Below are 16,910 nucleotides of genomic sequence, written 5' to 3' on the forward strand. Positions count from 1 at the left end.
GCAATCAGAGGCGAAATTGGCCAAGAACATGCTGATAGAGTTGCCGCAGACCAAGAACTTGCTGACAAAATCGGTCAGGAAGAAATGAACAGGGTTAATGAGGATGCAGCAATTAGGGGTGAAATAAGCCAAGAACATGCTGATAGAGTTGCCGCAGATGCAGATCATCAGGAACAACTTGATGATCACAGCCAGCAGCTTGATGCAGTACGCGGAGAAATCAGCGAAGAACACAGAGTAAACGGAGAACAGAACGAAATCCTTGCAGATCATCAGGAACAGCTTGATGATCACAGCCAGCAGCTTGATGCAGTACGCGGAGAAATCAGCAGTGAAATTCGTGATAGAACAGAAGCAGATGAAAAACTCCAGCAAAGCATTGATATTCAACGCGAAGTAATTGGTGCTGATAGTACTGAAGACCTTCAGAACGCTTACAGAGGTACTAATTATATTAGCGATGCTGAAAATATGGTAGATGCAGACCGCAAACTTGACGCTGCTATCAGCGACGTTAACAGCCGCGTAGATGGTATTGAAAACCGTGTTGACGGTTTGGAAGACCGCATTGATAAAGTAGGCGCAATGTCCGCAGCTATCGCAAACCTGCGTACCATGGGGTATGACCCTGCTGCACCGACCGAAGTAGCAGTAGGCGTAGGCCAGTACCGTGATGAAACCGGTATGGCACTCGGCCTGTTCCATTACCCGAACCGCGACTTCATGCTGAGCTTGTCCGTATCCACCAGCGGTGATGAATACATGGGCGGTATTGGCGCAACATGGAAATTTGGCCGTAAATCTCCCGAAAAAGTAGCCGAAATTAAAAAAGCACAGGCAGAAGCTGACGCAAGACGTGCGGAAGAACAAAAACTTGCTAAAGCAGAAGAAATGAAGAAAGCTGCTAAGGAAGCTAAAGTGCAGGCACAAATGGAACGCCATGCCAAAATGCTGGCTGAACAGGAAGCACAGGCTTAATTTGAGCAATAACTAAAAACAGGTTCTGTAATAAATAAAGGTGGGGCAACCCACCTTTATTTATATAATTGTGATTTAAAGGATAAAATTTTATGGGCAAACTAAAAGGACTAATGACAACCTGCCTTACAGCAGCGGCATTGTGCATGCTGCCGCTGCCAACCTTGGCGCAGACTCTGCTTGAAGCAGGCAAAACAGATGTAGGCACGCTGTATATAGACAGCGAAAGCGTAAGCACCGTAAAAAAAGACGGCAAATATTACCTTGCCTTTTTTGCTGAAGAAAAATATACAGATGAAGCTTTCCTTGCGGCATTAAGGCAGGGGGAAGATATGCAGAACGCGGTAAGCGGCATTAGCCTGTATTTGTTTAATACCTTCGGCAGCGAGTATACTATCGGCGCAAGCTATGTGGTGGATGCTGAAGGTAAAATTTGTGCAGACCTTGGGGCAAATACCATACCGCAGGATGCAAGGGGCAATAAAACTCTGCGCAACGCCTACACAATGGCGCTTAAAATATTACAGCGCAAAACCGCCGGGCAGTAAAAGGCAGGCAAACAGCATAAAGTAAAACACAATTAAAATAATGCGGCAAACAAAGCATTTACAGCAGGCAAAGGCCTTGGTGCATGCCAAAAAACATATCAATATATACGAGGTGATATGGTGGAAATAAAAGAAATACCGTTTAACCAGACGATGCTGAAAAAAGCGGTAGGGGAAGATGAAATAGAATACTATAACATCAACCAGCGTGACGAAAATGGAGGCAGAACTCTGGAACTTAAAATAACAGACAGCGAAGGCAGGCGCAAAGTAGTAGTGCTTGCCGACAGGGGGTTCTGCATAGAAGCAAGAGAGGTAGAGCTAAAGCCGTTCTGCGGCAGGGAAGAACGCAACAGGGAGATATGGCGTTTATATAATGAAGAACATTTAACGCAGGTCTTTCTGGCAAACCTGTTCAGTATAACGCAGCCTTCCGTATCGCTGATTGTTAAGCAAATGAAAGAAAAATAATTTTTACCGGCACCTTAAAGTTTAAAATGGCTTTTAAGGTGCTTTTTTTATTGATGCCAGAAGACGGAAATTTTTATTATTTTTGCGATATGAACAAATATTTTACAAAAAAATAAATAATTATTATTGATTAAATGCGAGGACTGTGTTATACTTAAATCATCAAGAAAGCGTTTCCGAAAAAGGAGGATTTTAATATGAAGAAAAAAGTTTACAAAGCATTTAACGAGCAGGTTCAGGCTGAATTATATTCTGCATATATGTATCTGGCAATGAGCCTTGATATGGAAGCTAAAAATTTTAAAGGTATGGCACACTGGCTGAAAGCACAGTATGAAGAAGAACGTGAGCATGCTTTTAAATTAATGGGCTTTATGCAGGATTGCGGCGAAAAACCGGAACTGCTTGCTATTGAAGCACCGGCTGCCGATTACGGCACTCCGCTGGAACTGTTCAAAAAAGTTCTGGAACATGAAAAATATGTTACTTCCCGCATTCACGATATGTATGAAGTAGCTTTGGCAGAAAAAGACTATGCTGCCCAGAGCCATTTGAAATGGTTCATTGACGAACAGGTTGAAGAAGAAGCCAGTGCTTCCGAAATTGTTGAAAAACTGCAAATGGTTGGCGATAATGTTGGCGGCCTGTTCATTATTGACGGCCAGCTCGGCGCAAGAAAATAATTAAATAATTTGTTGACAAGGCTGCACGGTTGTGTTATTATATTCTGGTAACAAAGTAGAAGCCGCTCGCTTCTCACCTTGCAGCTACGCTCGACAGGGTTGGATATGTATTAACGCGGGTGGATTTGTTCTGCCCGCTTTTCTTTTTGACTGAAATATTTTGGAGGTGACTTGTCATAGCTAAGGAAAACTTGCGTATCAATGAAGAAATTCGGGCACGTGAAGTGCGCGTTATCGGCAGCGATGGCGAACAGCTCGGAATTATGTCCGGCCGCGAAGCCCAGCAGCTTGCTTATGAAAAACATCTCGACCTGGTGGAAATTGCACCTACTGCCAAACCGCCTGTGTGCCGGATTATGGATTACGGCAAGTATCGTTACGAGCAGCAGAAACGCGAAAAAGAGTCTCGTAAGAAACAGAAAACATTTGACATTAAAGAAGTTAAGCTGCGCCCCGGCATTGAAGAACATGACTTCAACGTTAAGTTTAAAAATGCCGTGCGTTTCTTAGAAGATGGCGACAAAGTAAAAGTTACCATTATGTTCCGCGGACGTGAGCTTTCGCATCCGGAACTGGGTGAAGTTCTTTTAAACAAAATGGCTGCCCAGCTTAAAGAGATGGCAGTTGTTGAAAGACAGCCCAAACTTGAAGGCAAAAACATGATTATGATAGTTGCGCCGAAACCGAGTAAATAAGGAGGATTTTTTAAATGAAGTTGAAAATGAAAACCCGCAGAGCTGCTGCAAAACGTTTCAAAAAAACCGCTTCCGGTGAATTTAAACGTGCCAAAGGTTATAAGAGCCATATTCTTGAGAAAAAAGCTCCTGCCCGCAAGAGAAATCTGCGCAAAGCTACTTTAGTGCATAAAACTGACCATGAACGCGTAGTTAAAATGCTGCCGTATGCATAATTAGTGGAGTTAAGGGAGGATATTACTAATGGCAAGAATTAAAGTTGGTGTAACTGCACACCGCCGTCATAAACATATTTTAAAACTGGCTAAAGGTTACCGCGGAGCTAAACATTTACAGTTCAAAAAAGCTAACGAAACTGTAATGAAAGCATTGAGCTATGCACGCCGCGACCGCCGTGCTAAAAAACGCGAGTTCCGCCGTTTGTGGATTGCCCGTATCAATGCTGCAACCCGTGCTAACGGCATGAGCTACAGCCGCTTTATCTGCGGCCTTACAAAAGCAGGCATTCAGCTTGACCGTAAGGTTTTGGCAGATATGGCAATTTTCGATGCAGCTGCATTTGCAAAACTGGTTGAAACCGCTAAAGCTGCTCTGTAAATTAAGCATTAAAAGACCAACGTTTTACCGCGTTGGTCTTTTTTTATTTGTGTAAAAATTTGCAAAAATTTCATAATTTGGTATAATACGTGGTAACAGCCGTAATGGCTTTAATAATAAAAATTTTAGCAAAAAGTTTTTAAATGAGGTGAGTATACCTTGGGGCGTGAAAATAAGTTTTTGCGTTGGATTGGGCAGGCTTTTAACGGCAGCCAGATGGTGGCATTAAGCTTTATGCTGCTTATTTTGGCCGGCGCGTTTTTGTTTATGCTGCCAATTTCCACGCAGGACAGGCAGGGCCTTGCTTTTCTTGATGCGCTGTTTACGGCAACGTCGGCTTCGTGCGTTACGGGGCTGACGGTTATCGACGTTGGCAACCAGCTTTCGTGGTTCGGCAAAATGGTGCTGATTGCGCTGATACAAATCGGCGGCCTTGGCATTATGACAATGACGACGCTGGTAATGGTTATTGCCGGGCGCAAGGTTAGCCTGCGTGAGCGTCTGTTTTTGCAGGAATCTATGAACCAGACGGAAATATCCGGCGTTGTACGCATTGCGCTGAACATTATTAAGTATACGCTTGTAATTGAGTTCTTTTTTGGCACAATTCTGGCGGCGCATTTTGCTTTTGTTAAGGATATGGGCTGGATTGGCGTTGTTTACGGCTACTGGCATTCCGTATCGGCCTTTTGTAATGCCGGTTTTGACCTGATGGGCGATTATAAGAGCCTTATTGATTATCACGGCGATATCGTTATTAATTTAAGCATTGCGCTTTTGATTACTCTCGGCGGCCTTGGTTTTATGGTGCTGGAAGATTTAAAGCGCGGCTGGAACTGGGAGCGTTTTTCGCTGCATACAAAAATAGTGCTTTTAACAAGCGTTGGCTTAAACGTTGTGGGTACTTTGCTTTTATGGGGCTTTGAATCAAACAATCCGTATACTTTGGGCAATATGAGCATGTTCGACAGCTGGATGGCAGCGTTTTTCCAGGCGGTGTCCTCGCGTACTGCCGGTTTTAATACCATTGATTTAATGCATCTGCATGACAGCAGCTTGTTTGTGCTGATTATCTGGATGTTTATCGGTGCGGGCAGCGGTTCTACCGGCGGCGGCATTAAAACAACCACGTTTATTGTGCTTATGGCGTCGTTATGGTATATGCTGAAGGGCCAGCGTGATGTGGTAATGTTTGGCAGGCGCATTGATGAAAAGATTGTTGACAAATCGTTTGTAATTACTGTACTGTGCCTTATCTGGGTGCTTTTTGCCACCATGATGCTTTTGGTAATAAATAACGGGCATTATCCGTTTGTAGATATTTTGTTTGAGGTTGTTTCCGGGTTCGGTACGGTAGGTTTGGGCATTGGCATTACGCCCGACTGGCAGCCGTTTGGCAAATGGATTTTAATTTTAACCATGTATATCGGCCGTATCGGTATTTTAACTTTTATTTTGAGTTTCTTAAGTTCCGGTACCAACAAAATAAGGTATCCGTCGGAACATATCAACATAGGTTAATGGGGTGTAAATAATGGCAAAAAACAATAAACAAAAACAGTTTGCGGTGCTTGGCCTGGGGCGCTTCGGCACCAGCGTGGCGCTTACGCTGCACGAGCTTGGCTACCAGGTTTTGGGCGTTGACAGTGATGAAGAAATTGTGCAGGATTTGTCGCACGAGCTGACGCATGTTGTAAGTGCGGATGCTTCTGACGAAAACACCCTGCGCAGCCTTGGCATTAATAACTACGAGGTTGTTATTGTAGGCATCGGCCCCCTTGAAGACAACCTTTTAACAACGCTGAACCTTAAGGAAATGGGCGTGCCGTTTGTTGCCGTTAAAGCAACCAGTGCAGTACACGGCAAAATGCTTGAAAAAATCGGCGCCGATAAAATTATTTACCCTGAACGCGACATGGGCAAGCGCGTTGCCCATAACCTTATTTCCAGCAGCATTGTTGACTACATTGAAATGAGCAACAACATCAGCCTTATGAGTACGAATATTCCTCATTCGCTGGTTGGCAAAAACCTTATCGAATCCGATTTGCGCAAACGTTACAATGTTAACGTTGTTGCCATCAAGCATGAAGGCGTAACTTATATTAACCCGAAACCGACGCAGGTTTTGGAAGAAGGCGACGAGATGATTGTTATCGGCGAGCATCAGAACATTAAAGCCTTAGAGGAAATTGTTTAATGAAAGAGATTACAAGCCTTGGCAACGCCGTTGTTAAGGATGTGTGCAATTTAAAACAGAAAAAGTACCGTGAACGCAGCGGCAGTTTTGTTGTTGAAGGCCTGCGCGCCGTTGAAGAAGCGGTGCGTTATGCCGCTGTGCAGAAGATTTTTGCCGTGCCTGATACTGCAAATACCAGATTGGCGCAGCTTTTGGCTGATGCTGCCGCAAAAAACATTGAGCTTTACAGCGTGACGGAACAGGTTATGAAAAAAATGAGCGACACGGAAGCGCCGCAGGGTGTTTTGGCGGTGTGCTGCAAGCCGCAGGGTTTTATAGTGGCAGACGGTACTGTGCTTGTGCTTGACCGTGTGGCTGACCCCGGCAATGTCGGCACGTTAATCCGCACGGCGGAAGCGGCAGGCATTGCAGCCGTTGTTTTGCTGGCGGGCTGCGCCGATGCTTATGCGCCAAAAACAGTGCGTTCCACCATGGGCTCGCTTTTGCGCATGCCTGTTTTGTGCGATATGCCGGAAGCTGAGTTTACCGGCTGGGCACATAAAAACAATTATGAAATTATGGTTACCTGCCTTGACGGCGCACAAAACATGTATGAGGCGGAGTTTGGCGCGCGCACGGCCATAGTTGTGGGCAGCGAGGCTTACGGCGCTTCGGAAAGCTTAAAGGCTGCCGCTGCCAAAAGGGTGTTTATACCGATGCAGGGCAGGGCAGAATCGCTTAATGCGGCAGTAGCAGGGGGCATAGTTATGTTTGAAGCCATGCGCCGCCGTCTTGCAACAAAATAAAGGCTGTGTTATAATAATACACGTCAATTTATAAAATTTGTGCTATGAAAAAGAGAGTAGGCATAAACTGCGACGCAGAGAGCAGGGCCATGGCTGAAAGCCCCGTGATACAGGTTGTGCCGAAGTTCACTTTGGAGCATCCGTTTTGAAAATAAGTAGGAACGGCGTTTGCCGCGTTAAGGCGTTATGAGGTACAAAACAGGGTGGTACCGCGGAAGTTATGCAGCTTTCGCCCCTTTGAAGGGGCGGAGGCTTTTTTATTTTTACCGCCTGCCCCTGAATGCTGAATTTTGGGAGGTTAAGTATGAGAGAAGAACTGCAAGCACTTAAAGAGCAGGCGCTTAAAGAGCTGGAAACAGCTGCAAGCGTGGACGCGCTGAAAGATTTGCGCGTTAAGTATCTTGGCAAAAAAGGCCATATGACTGACATCCTGCGCGGCATGGGCAGCCTGCCGGCAGAAGAAAGACCGAAAATCGGCCAGATTGTAAACGAAGTAAAAAAGATTTTGGAAGAAGCCATTGCCGCTAAAGCCGAAGTTTTGGAAGCTGAAGCCTTAAAACAGCGTCTTGCCAGCGAGAAGGTTGACATTACGCTGCCCGGCCGCAAACCGCAGTGCGGGCATCTGCACCCCATTACGCTGACGATGCGCGAAATTAAAAAGATTTTTATGCGCATGGGCTTTGAAGTTCTGGAAGGGCCGCAGATTGAAAGTGATTACTATAACTTTGAAGCGTTGAACCTGCCGAAAGACCATCCGGCAAGGGATATGCAGGATACTTTTTATATTACCGAAGACATTTTGCTGCGCACCCAGACTTCGCCTATGCAGGCGCGCAAAATGCAGGCAAGCGTGCCGGATTCCCCAATTCGCATGATTTCGCCAGGTACCGTATACCGCAACGACTATGACGCAACCCATTCGCCTATGTTCCATCAGGTTGAAGGTTTGGTGCTGGGCAAGGATATCAGCCTTGCTGATTTAAAAGGCACACTGGAAACATTCTGTAAGGAAATGTTCGGCAGCAGCGTAAGCATCCGCCTGCGCCCGAGTTATTTCCCGTTTACCGAACCGAGCGCGGAAGTTGATATTTCCTGCGTTATCTGCGGCGGCAAAGGCTGCCGTGTGTGCAAAAACAGCGGCTGGCTGGAAATTTTAGGCAGCGGCATGGTACACCCCAACGTACTGCGCATGAGCGGCTACGACCCCGAAAAAACCAGCGGCTATGCTTTTGGCATGGGCGTGGAACGTATTGCCATGCTTAAATACGGCATTGACGATTTACGTTTGTTCTTTGAAAATGATTTGCGGTTCATCCGCCAGTTTAAATAAGGAGGGGTACCATGTTAGCATCTGTTGATTGGCTTAAACAATATGTAGATATTGATGTCACTCCTGAGGAGCTGGCTGAAAAACTTACCCGCGTAGGGCTGGAAGTTGAAAGCGTAAACCATCTCGGTGAAGGGCTGGAAGGTGTTGTTACCGGCAAGGTAACGCATATCGAGCGCCATCCGAACTCTGACCATTTGTGGATTTGCAAGATGGATGTCGGCGGGCCGGAAATTCTGCAAATTTTAACCGGTGCGCAGAACGTTCACCAATATGATATGGTGCCGGTAGCAGTTATCGGCTCTCATCTGCCGAACGGCATGACGCTTAAAAAAGCAAAAATGCGCGGCCTTGATTCCTTTGGCATGCTGTGCAGCGCGGCTGAACTTGGCATTGACGCCAAACTTTTGCTGCCGGAACAGCGCGAAGGCATTTTCATTCTGCCGCCGGATACTCCGGTTGGCGTGGATATTAAAAAAGTGCTCGGCCTTGACGACGTTGTGCTTGATATTGACCTTACCGCAAACCGCGGCGACTGCACCAATATTATCGGCCTGGCGCGCGAAGCTGCTGCAGTGCTTGGCAAAGAACTGCGTATGCCGGATATGAGCGTTAAAGAAGCTGCCGGCGGCAGTGCTGCTGATATGGCTGCCATTGAAGTTGACGCCAAAGATTTGTGCAGCCGTTTTGCAGTGCGCGTGCTGAAAAACATTAAAATCGGGCCCAGCCCGGAATGGATGCAGAAACACCTGCGTGCCTGCGGTATGCGCCCGATAAGCAACGTTGTTGACGTAACCAACTATGTAATGCTGGAACTTGGCCAGCCGATGCATGCTTATGATTATGACAAGGTAGGCGGGCATAAACTTATTGTGCGCCGCGCCGCAGACGGTGAAAAACTGGTAACTTTGGACGGGCAGGAACGCATTTTAACCCCGGATATGATTACCATTGCCGACCCTGACCATGCTGTTGGCCTTGGCGGCGTTATGGGCGGTTTGGAAACCGAAGTTACCGGCGAAACCGTTAACGTAATGCTGGAAGCCGCAACCTTTAACGGGCCTTCCATCCGCCGTACTTCCAAAGCGCTGGGGCTGCGCAGTGAAGCCTCCGGCCGTTTTGAACGCGGCGTTGATACGGTGCTGAACCATAATGCTTTAAACCGCGCCGTACACCTGTTGGAACAGATGGGGGCCTGCGAAACGGTTTGCGGCATTGTAGAAGATTATCCGGAAGAAGTTAAACCTGCCGTTATCCGCGTAACGCCGCAGGCTATTAACAGCCGTATCGGCGTGGAAATTGCCGCTGAAGAAATGGTAGATATTCTTAAAAAATTACAGTTCGGCGTGGAATATGACGGCGGCGTATTAACCGTTACCGCTCCTTCCTGGCGTTATGACATCAGCTGCGACGCCGATATCAGTGAAGAAATTGCCAGAATGCATTCTTATGACAAGATTGAATCGCATAATCCGGACTTGCCGCTGGTACAGGGCCGTCAGGCTGTAATTGACGATGTATGCGAAGAAATTGAGGATTATCTTGTTGCTGCCGGTTTGAACGAAGTTATGACTTACAGCTTCATTAACCCCAATTCTTTTGATAAAATCCTGCTGGACGAAGCAGACAGCCGCCGCGGCGCCATTGAACTGATGAACCCGCTGAGCGATGAATTTAAGGTAATGCGCACCAGCATGCTGCCGGGTATGCTTAACACGGCCGTTTATAATCAGGCGCGCCAGGCAGAATCAGTTAAGATTTTTGAAATCGGCAAGGTATTTTTGCCCAAAGCTCTGCCGCTTAAAGAACTGCCGGAAGAAAAAGCAGTTTTGTGTGCCGTACTTGCCGGAAGACGCAGCAGCCTTAACTGGACTGAAACCAAAGACGAAGTTGATTTTTACGATATGAAGGGCGCAGTGGAAGGCCTTTTGGAAAATTTGCAGATTGCAGGTGTAAAATATGTGCCGGTGGCTCAGCCTTACCTGCACCCCGGCAAGAGCTGTGCCGTTGAATACGAAGGCAGAGTAATTGGCTGGTTCGGCGAACTGCACCCAACCGTTGCCGGAAACTATGGCCTTAACGGCAGCGTATGTGTGCTGGAACTGGAAGTTGAACCGCTTGTTGCAAGTGCATCCCATGTACCGCAGTTTGTACATCTGCCCAAATATCCTGCAACCTCGCGCGATATTGCGGTTGTTGTACCGCTGGATGTTGCCATGGAAGAACTGGAGGCAGTTATCCGCGCTAACGCGGGCAGCTTGCTGAAACAGGTAAAAGTATTTGACGTTTACACCGGCAAACAGGTGGAAGCAGGTTATAAATCCATGGCGTTCAACTTAACCTTCCAGGCTGATGACCGTACTTTAACGGATGAAGCAATTGATGCCGTTATTAAAAATGTTGTGGAAAAAGTTGGCGAAGCCTACAAAGCTAAATTAAGAGATTAATTTTAATATTCATGGCAAAGTGCCGCCGGGTTTATTCCGGCGGTTTTTGCTGTTTAAAGGCAAATTTTTAAAGCAGGCGCTTTAAAAGTTGCCGCGGCGGCGATAAAAGTTTATAATTAATTTAAAAGAACACGGAAAGAAGGTGCGTTTATGAAACTTTATGTATGGCGCCATAACAAAACCTACCATAGCCACAGCATGATACAGGAACCCTGCGTTAACACGGAATTTTACCTTGATGCCATTGCCATTGTGGCGGCAGAAAGCCTTGAAGAAGCGCTTAAACTTTTGGAGGAGCAGCATAAAGGCTGGCGCACGGAGGATTTGCGTGAACTTGAACCTATTGTTTACAGTCTTGATGAAGGTAAAGTTATTTTTACCGAACTGAGAGGCTCAATCGCCTAAAAGGAGTGTAAAGATGCCGGCAGAAATTGAAATAAAACTTAATATTGGGGCGGAGGCTTTGCAAAAACTGCTTGCTTCTCCGCTTGTAGCGGATAAAATTATCGGCGGCAGCGAAGCCGTACACCACCTTGAAACTTCGTATTATGATACGCCGTCTTTTAAACTGATGCACAGCGGCATTGCTTACCGCGTGCGCAAAAACGGCACTAAATACGAAGCCACCATTAAAACGGAAAAAGAAGCTCACGGCGGATTTTCCAGCCGCAACGAATATAATGTTGATTTGCCTGACGGCAAGCCTGTTTTGCAGGGGTTTAAAGAAGAAGGCTTTGATACGGATTTGGAAAAACTTATTGCCGGTGAGTCGCTTGTAAAACTGTTTACCGTTGATGTTGAACGCAGGCTGTGCCTGCTTAAAATAAGCGCGGCTACAACGGTGGAGCTGGCGGTTGACCGCGGCAAAATTATTTCCGGCATAACCGGAAATGAATGTGCTGTTAACGAAACGGAACTGGAAATTAAAAGCGGCACCAAAGAAGACCTGCTTGCCTATGCAGGGCAGATTGCAAACCTGGTGCCTGTAACACCGGAAAACCGCAGCAAATATGAGCGCGGCATGAAGCTGTGCGGCATAAATTTAACAAAGCCCGCAAAATAAAAAAACGGTATTGCCGTAAAAGGCAATACCGTTTTTTGCGTATATTTAGTGTTAAATTTTAAAATAAGCTTTCCATAAACGGCAGCAGAATAGGAGCCAAAATGGAAGTTGCTATGCCGGTAAGCCCTATGGAAGCGCCGCCGATTGCCAGCTGCAGGGCATTTTTGCCAGCGCAGACGCTGGTGCCGAGCCCGTGACTGGAAGCGCCTATGGAAAGGCCGATGGCAATATTGTTTTTGATTTTTAAAGCCTCTAAAATTTTGTGGTTAAAGGTTGCTCCAAGCATGCCAGTAAAAATTACACAGGCGGCCGTAAGCGCCGGAATACCGCCGATAGCGGAAGAAATATCCATGGCAATAGGCGTTGTTACGGATTTGGGAATCATTGAAAGCAGCACCTGGCTGCTTGCGCCAAACATTTTGCCGCAAATGAAGATGCTGACAATGCCTGTAACAGTAGCAACAAGAATGCCGCTTATAATTACCGGCAGGTTTTCTTTTATAATGCGCCTGTTGTTGTATAGCGGCAGGGCCAGCGCCACGGTGGCAGGGCCGAGCAGAAAGTTGATAAAGCCTGCGCCTGTTTCGTAGTCCTCGTAAGTAATATACGGCTCCTGAAAATAAATAAAGGCAATTATCATCGGGCACGCCAACACAAACGGTGGAATAATGCTCAGTTCAAACTTATCTACAATAATTTCGCATATTACATAAACAACTATGGTAAGAGCAATGCCAAACAGCGGCGATTGGATGAAAGCTTCTGGTAAAAAAGTCATTTTCCGGCACCGCCTTTACTTTTAAGCATAAAGTTTAAAAACACAGCCGTTACAATCAGTATCATAAAACTGCTTATGATAACGGTAGCCACAATGGCGGTGCTTTCTGCAAGGATAACGTCCAGATACAGCAAAATGCTTACGCCTGCCGGTAAAAAGAGCATGCCCATTTTTTCTATTAAAATATCGCAGACATCTTCAATGGTACGCACCCTTATAACGCCGCTGAGCAAAAGTACCAGCAGCAGAATCATTGCCAGCAGCGCAGGCGGAAATTTAATGCCGCATAAATTAAGCACAACCGTGCTGACGCCTTGCAAAAAAAGCAGTACAGCAGTTCCTTTCAAAATTGATGATGGTGTCATAATTTTCTTTCCCCTCTCAAAAAATAAAGTAATGTGTATATTTTGCTTCCGCAGCGTCAATTTGTCAAGTTAAAATAACGAAAAAATTTATCAAAAAAACATACAAAAAATATTTGACTTTTTGACTTTTGTTGCTATAATATAAAACAGGAGCAGAAAAATGCCCCTGTTAATAAATATGCTGTTAACGCACAGCAAGGTAAATTATTAAAAGTAAAATAATTGCCAAAAGCGTAACGGCACTCATGCCGATATATTCAAAACGGTACATGGATACTTCTTCGTTAAGAAGATTGTAGCTGCGCTGAATGACAAGCATTTTGTTTTCAATGTTGTCCTTCCAAACCGAAGCACGCAGAAGGTCGAGATAGCGCGTGTAAATGCGCGCGTAGAAAATATCTTCCGTAACCTGCAAAGCATTGTTGATATTGCTTGTCAGCGTGCTTACATCAGCCATTAGTTCCATCAGCCTGCCGCGTATTTTGCGGTAGCTTGTCTGGCGGCTGCCGGTGCTGCCTTTTTCGGCGGCTTCCAGCTCGTCGTAAGTGCGGTCAATGGCTTCGTTAAGCGCATTGTCGTAGTAGCGCAGTTCCAGAAACTGGGCGTTGGCAAATTCCAGAAGGTCGGGAACGTCAAGGCTGCCGCTGGGGTCATACACAACGGCGGAATCCCACGCAAGGTAGCATACGTCATCGGCGTAAGTAAACCTGTTGGCCAGTGTTTCGGCGCGGGTTTCCGGGCTTACGGGCGTGCGGTCTTTCAAAAGCAGCGGCACAATATCCCAGTTTTCGGGTACTTTATCCTGAAAATAATAAACTACAAAATCTTCGTCAAAGTCCGAAACACGCTCATTGCTGCACGCCGGGCGGATGGTTTCCAAAACGGCGTCAAGGTAAGAACGGATTTCATCTTCCGGCATGTTTTCGCTGACGATAGACATATCCATGTATTCATCAAATGTTACATCATCTTCAAAATGAATACGCAGAATAAGGCTGATAACGCCTAAATCAAAAATGCGGGCTTTAACTTCGGTAAGATAAGTACCGTTGCCCAGCTTCATATCATGGGAGCCAAGCTCAACAAGAACCGGCGGGTCCTTAAAAGTAATAGACTTGGTAGATATACGGTCCAGGCGGAGCCTGGAAGCGATTTTGTTGCGGCTGGTCCAAAGGGCCTGCACCAAATCAAGGTCAATTTCGTCGGCAACGTCAAAAAGACGGTATACAATCATGGATGTATTCATAAAATATCCTCCGTGAAAAAAGCATTTACTTGCATATTCGCCGCCGGAAGCGGTTTCCCTGCGTATTTCACATAAAAATTTATGTAAAATATTTTACTGTTTATACAGTTTGAAGGAGGTTAGCGCTATGAATGAACGCTACAGTGAAGAAGTAAAAAGCATATTGGAAGCTGCTCAGCAGCAGGCTGTTATAAATTATAACCAGGAACTGACCTGCGCCCATCTGTTAGTTGCGCTGGCCGGAAGTGAAGGGTTTTTCCCGTTCCTGCTTAAAAATGCCGGCGCTGATGCTGGTACATTTACTGCGGAAGCCAAACGCCTTGTGCAGAAAATACCTTCCGTAAAAGGGCAGGACAGAGGGCTTATGATGAGTACCGGCGCAGCCCGCGTGCTGGCTATTGCAGCGCAGAACGCAGGGCAGGGCGAAGTTAACATCTGCCATTTGGTTGGTGCCCTTGCCAGTGACGGCGACAGCGATGTTACCGCGCTTTTGAAAAAATACGGCATTACCAAAAACAAGGCCGAAGGGCTGTACATGGCTTACACCAACAGTGCCGAAGGCGACGAAAAGAAACAGACGCTTGAAAAATACGGGCAGGATTTAACCGCCAAAGCCAAAGAAGGAAAGCTTGACCCCGTTATCGGCAGAGATGAAGAAATCCGCCGTGTGGTTGAAATTCTTTCGCGCCGCAAAAAGAACAACCCTGTTTTGATTGGTGAGCCGGGCGTTGGCAAAACCGCTATTGTAGAAGGGCTTGCCCGCCGCATTGTGGCAGGCGATGTTCCGGAAAGCCTTAAAAATAAAACTCTGTATGCGCTTGACCTGGCAGCTCTTGTTGCTGGTGCCAAATACCGCGGCGAGTTTGAAGAACGCCTGAAAAAAGTTTTGAAACTGGTATCCGAATCCGGCGGGCAGATTATTATGTTTATTGATGAGCTGCACACCGTTGTTGGTGCCGGTGCCGCCGAAGGCGCCATGGATGCAGGCAATATTTTAAAACCGATGCTTGCCCGCGGCGAGCTGCGCTGCATTGGTGCAACCACGCTGAACGAATACCGCAAATATATCGAAAAAGACAGCGCTCTGGAACGCCGCTTCCAGCCCGTTATGGTTAAAGAACCGGATGTTGAAGATACCATCTCCATTCTGCGCGGCTTGAAAGAACGCTACGAAGTGCATCACGGCGTGCGCATTAAAGACGCCGCTCTTGTTGCAGCGGCTGTATTAAGCAACCGTTATATTAACGACCGCTTTTTGCCGGATAAGGCAATAGACCTTGTGGACGAAGCCGCAGCGCGCCTGCGTACCGAAATCGACAGCCTGCCTGCCGAGCTTGACGAAAGCAAGCGCCGCATTTTGCAGCTGGAAATTGAAGCACAGGCTTTGAAGAAAGAAGACGACGAGCAGAGCAAAGACCGCCTTGCCAAAATAGAAGAAGAACTGGCAGAGCTTAAAAAATCCAACGACGAGCTTGTTAAACGCTGGGAAGCACAAAAAGCTGCCATCAGCCGTGTGCGCGAAGTTAAAAAGGAAATTGACGCCGTTAAACACGATATGGAAACGGCAGAACGCAACTACGATTTGAACAAACTGGCAGAACTTAAATACGGCCGCCTGCCGGAGCTGCAAAAAGAACTGGCGCGCCTTGCCAAAGGTGATGCCGAAGACAAAGACGGCGTACTTTTAAAAGAAGAAGTTGACGAAGAAGACATTGCCAAAGTTGTAAGCACCTGGACGGGTATCCCTGTTGCACGCTTAAACGGCGGCGAACGCGAAAAACTCATTCATCTGGAAGAACGACTGCACCAGCGTGTAGTAGGGCAGGACGAAGCGGTTAAAGCCGTAAGCGAAGCGGTTATCCGCGCGCGCGCAGGCATTAAAGACCCCAACCGCCCGATTGGCTCGTTCATCTTCCTTGGGCCTACCGGCGTAGGCAAAACCGAACTTGCCAAAGCACTGGCAGAAATTTTGTTTGATGATGAACGCAACATGATTCGTATTGATATGAGCGAGTACATGGAGAAGCATACCGTTTCGCGCTTAATCGGTGCGCCTCCGGGCTATGTTGGCTATGATGAAGGCGGCCAGCTTACAGAAGCAGTGCGCCGCCGTCCGTACAGCGTAATTTTGCTGGACGAAATTGAAAAAGCCCATGCCGATGTATTTAACGTACTTTTGCAGGTGCTTGACGACGGCCGCCTGACTGACGGGCAGGGACGCATTGTTGATTTTAAAAACACGCTGATTATTATGACCAGCAACCTCGGTTCTGCCGAAATTATGCAGAAAAAAGGCGAAGTAACGCGCGAAGAAGTACAGAGCATGCTGATGCGTTTCTTCCGCCCGGAATTTTTGAACCGTGTTGACGATATTGTAGTATTTAAGGCTTTGCAGGAAGAACAGATTAAGGATATTGTTAAACTCATCCTTAAAGAGCTCAGCGACAGGCTGCAAAAACAGCTTGATATGACGCTTACCGCCAGCGACGAAGCCGTGGCATACCTTGCCAGCGCAGGCTTTGACCCTGCCTTTGGTGCACGCCCGCTGAAACGCCTTATTGTACATACCGTTGAAAACATTCTCGGCAAGAAGATTGTTGCCGGTGAAATTGGCAGCGGCACAAAAGTAAAAGTTGTGCTGAAAGACGGCAATATCGAAGTTGAGCAGGAATAAGTAACTATAAAAAATAAATAACAGCAAAAAGTCCTGTTTTAGTGATGTATTCA

At 46.6% G+C, this 16,910-nt stretch carries 18 protein-coding genes and 2 other annotated features; of the genes, 15 read left to right on the plus strand and 3 right to left on the minus strand.

What is annotated here, in order from left to right; genetic code table 11:
- The 14 genes from M3079_RS00005 to M3079_RS00070 form a co-directional block, all read left to right on the plus strand.
- Nucleotides 1-978, plus strand: a 978-nt coding sequence (locus M3079_RS00005) for a YadA-like family protein (RefSeq protein ID WP_249076504.1), incomplete at its 5' end; no start/stop codon positions are given.
- 92 nt (nt 979-1,070) lie between these two features.
- The gene (locus tag M3079_RS00010) at nt 1,071-1,526 is read left to right on the plus strand and encodes a hypothetical protein (protein ID WP_249076505.1); all 456 of its coding nucleotides are present in this window, start codon (nt 1,071-1,073) and stop codon (nt 1,524-1,526) included.
- A gap of 117 nt (nt 1,527-1,643) precedes the next feature.
- On the plus strand, nt 1,644-1,997 hold the full coding sequence (locus M3079_RS00015) for a hypothetical protein (RefSeq protein WP_249076507.1): 354 nt from the start codon (nt 1,644-1,646) through the stop codon (nt 1,995-1,997).
- A gap of 197 nt (nt 1,998-2,194) precedes the next feature.
- Complete coding sequence (locus M3079_RS00020; RefSeq protein ID WP_021716682.1) at nt 2,195-2,680, plus strand: ferritin; 486 nt, start codon at nt 2,195-2,197, stop codon at nt 2,678-2,680.
- A gap of 47 nt (nt 2,681-2,727) precedes the next feature.
- Nucleotides 2,728-2,832: a sequence feature (ribosomal protein L20 leader region), on the plus strand.
- A 39-nt stretch (nt 2,833-2,871) separates the two neighbouring features.
- Entirely contained in the window at nt 2,872-3,375 is a 504-nt protein-coding gene (gene infC, locus M3079_RS00025; RefSeq protein ID WP_021716683.1) for a translation initiation factor IF-3, read from the plus strand.
- 14 nt (nt 3,376-3,389) lie between these two features.
- Nucleotides 3,390-3,590 carry a 50S ribosomal protein L35 gene (gene rpmI, locus M3079_RS00030; RefSeq protein WP_021716684.1) on the plus strand — a complete coding sequence of 67 codons (201 nt, stop codon included), beginning with the start codon at nt 3,390-3,392 and terminating at the stop codon, nt 3,588-3,590.
- Nucleotides 3,591-3,618: 28 nt separating this feature from the next.
- Entirely contained in the window at nt 3,619-3,972 is a 354-nt protein-coding gene (gene rplT / locus M3079_RS00035; protein WP_021716685.1) for a 50S ribosomal protein L20, read from the plus strand.
- 159 nt (nt 3,973-4,131) lie between these two features.
- The gene (locus M3079_RS00040) at nt 4,132-5,493 is read left to right on the plus strand and encodes a TrkH family potassium uptake protein (RefSeq protein ID WP_249076509.1); all 1,362 of its coding nucleotides are present in this window, start codon (nt 4,132-4,134) and stop codon (nt 5,491-5,493) included.
- A 13-nt stretch (nt 5,494-5,506) separates the two neighbouring features.
- Nucleotides 5,507-6,172 carry a TrkA family potassium uptake protein gene (locus M3079_RS00045; RefSeq protein ID WP_021716687.1) on the plus strand — a complete coding sequence of 222 codons (666 nt, stop codon included), beginning with the start codon at nt 5,507-5,509 and terminating at the stop codon, nt 6,170-6,172.
- Nucleotides 6,172-6,957: an RNA methyltransferase gene (locus M3079_RS00050; protein ID WP_249076511.1), complete on the plus strand. Its 786-nt coding sequence runs from the start codon at nt 6,172-6,174 to the stop codon at nt 6,955-6,957. Before M3079_RS00045 ends, M3079_RS00050 begins: the two co-directional genes overlap by 1 nt.
- 35 nt (nt 6,958-6,992) lie before the next feature.
- Nucleotides 6,993-7,197 (plus strand) — a binding site (T-box leader).
- Nucleotides 7,198-7,261: 64 nt separating this feature from the next.
- Nucleotides 7,262-8,287 (plus strand): phenylalanine--tRNA ligase subunit alpha, encoded by a 1,026-nt coding sequence (pheS, locus tag M3079_RS00055; protein ID WP_021716689.1) that lies wholly within the window; start codon nt 7,262-7,264, stop codon nt 8,285-8,287.
- Between the two features lie 11 nt (nt 8,288-8,298).
- Nucleotides 8,299-10,731, plus strand: a complete 2,433-nt coding sequence (gene pheT / locus M3079_RS00060) for a phenylalanine--tRNA ligase subunit beta (protein ID WP_249076512.1) — start codon at nt 8,299-8,301, stop codon at nt 10,729-10,731.
- A 150-nt stretch (nt 10,732-10,881) separates the two neighbouring features.
- On the plus strand, nt 10,882-11,136 hold the full coding sequence (locus tag M3079_RS00065) for a hypothetical protein (RefSeq protein WP_249076513.1): 255 nt from the start codon (nt 10,882-10,884) through the stop codon (nt 11,134-11,136).
- A gap of 13 nt (nt 11,137-11,149) precedes the next feature.
- Entirely contained in the window at nt 11,150-11,794 is a 645-nt protein-coding gene (locus tag M3079_RS00070; RefSeq protein WP_249076514.1) for a CYTH domain-containing protein, read from the plus strand.
- A gap of 58 nt (nt 11,795-11,852) precedes the next feature.
- On the opposite strand, the gene M3079_RS00075 is transcribed toward M3079_RS00070, so the two are convergent.
- The 3 genes from M3079_RS00075 to M3079_RS00085 all read right to left on the minus strand — a co-directional run bounded on the left by M3079_RS00075 (nt 11,853) and on the right by M3079_RS00085 (nt 14,183).
- Nucleotides 11,853-12,572 carry an LrgB family protein gene (locus M3079_RS00075; protein WP_249076515.1) on the minus strand — a complete coding sequence of 240 codons (720 nt, stop codon included), beginning with the start codon at nt 12,570-12,572 and terminating at the stop codon, nt 11,853-11,855.
- Complete coding sequence (locus M3079_RS00080; RefSeq protein WP_249076516.1) at nt 12,569-12,937, minus strand: CidA/LrgA family protein; 369 nt, start codon at nt 12,935-12,937, stop codon at nt 12,569-12,571. Before M3079_RS00080 ends, M3079_RS00075 begins: the two co-directional genes overlap by 4 nt.
- A gap of 184 nt (nt 12,938-13,121) precedes the next feature.
- Entirely contained in the window at nt 13,122-14,183 is a 1,062-nt protein-coding gene (locus M3079_RS00085; protein ID WP_249076517.1) for a hypothetical protein, read from the minus strand.
- A gap of 127 nt (nt 14,184-14,310) precedes the next feature.
- On the opposite strand from M3079_RS00085, the gene clpB reads away from it, so the two are divergent.
- Entirely contained in the window at nt 14,311-16,857 is a 2,547-nt protein-coding gene (gene clpB, locus M3079_RS00090; RefSeq protein WP_021716696.1) for an ATP-dependent chaperone ClpB, read from the plus strand.
- The last annotated feature ends 53 nt before the right edge of the window (nt 16,858-16,910 follow it).

The sequence above is a fragment of the Phascolarctobacterium sp. ET69 genome (assembly GCF_023336935.1).
GTDB lineage: Bacteria > Bacillota > Negativicutes > Acidaminococcales > Acidaminococcaceae > Fusicatenibacter_A > Fusicatenibacter_A intestinipullorum.

Bases quoted from the DNA above. Each gene is read 5' to 3' on its own strand.
- M3079_RS00020 (WP_021716682.1), top strand. From the start codon at position 2,195: ATGAAGAAAAAAGTTTACAAAGCATTTAACGAGCAGGTTCAGGCTGAA.
- M3079_RS00080 (WP_249076516.1), bottom strand. From the start codon at position 12,937: ATGACACCATCATCAATTTTGAAAGGAACTGCTGTACTGCTTTTTTTG.
- pheT (WP_249076512.1), top strand. From the start codon at position 8,299: ATGTTAGCATCTGTTGATTGGCTTAAACAATATGTAGATATTGATGTC.
- M3079_RS00075 (WP_249076515.1), bottom strand. From the start codon at position 12,572: ATGACTTTTTTACCAGAAGCTTTCATCCAATCGCCGCTGTTTGGCATT.
- M3079_RS00065 (WP_249076513.1), top strand. From the start codon at position 10,882: ATGAAACTTTATGTATGGCGCCATAACAAAACCTACCATAGCCACAGC.
- M3079_RS00015 (WP_249076507.1), top strand. From the start codon at position 1,644: ATGGTGGAAATAAAAGAAATACCGTTTAACCAGACGATGCTGAAAAAA.
- rpmI (WP_021716684.1), top strand. From the start codon at position 3,390: ATGAAGTTGAAAATGAAAACCCGCAGAGCTGCTGCAAAACGTTTCAAA.
- M3079_RS00085 (WP_249076517.1), bottom strand. From the start codon at position 14,183: ATGAATACATCCATGATTGTATACCGTCTTTTTGACGTTGCCGACGAA.
- M3079_RS00010 (WP_249076505.1), top strand. From the start codon at position 1,071: ATGGGCAAACTAAAAGGACTAATGACAACCTGCCTTACAGCAGCGGCA.
- M3079_RS00070 (WP_249076514.1), top strand. From the start codon at position 11,150: ATGCCGGCAGAAATTGAAATAAAACTTAATATTGGGGCGGAGGCTTTG.
- M3079_RS00045 (WP_021716687.1), top strand. From the start codon at position 5,507: ATGGCAAAAAACAATAAACAAAAACAGTTTGCGGTGCTTGGCCTGGGG.
- rplT (WP_021716685.1), top strand. From the start codon at position 3,619: ATGGCAAGAATTAAAGTTGGTGTAACTGCACACCGCCGTCATAAACAT.
- pheS (WP_021716689.1), top strand. From the start codon at position 7,262: ATGAGAGAAGAACTGCAAGCACTTAAAGAGCAGGCGCTTAAAGAGCTG.
- M3079_RS00050 (WP_249076511.1), top strand. From the start codon at position 6,172: ATGAAAGAGATTACAAGCCTTGGCAACGCCGTTGTTAAGGATGTGTGC.
- clpB (WP_021716696.1), top strand. From the start codon at position 14,311: ATGAATGAACGCTACAGTGAAGAAGTAAAAAGCATATTGGAAGCTGCT.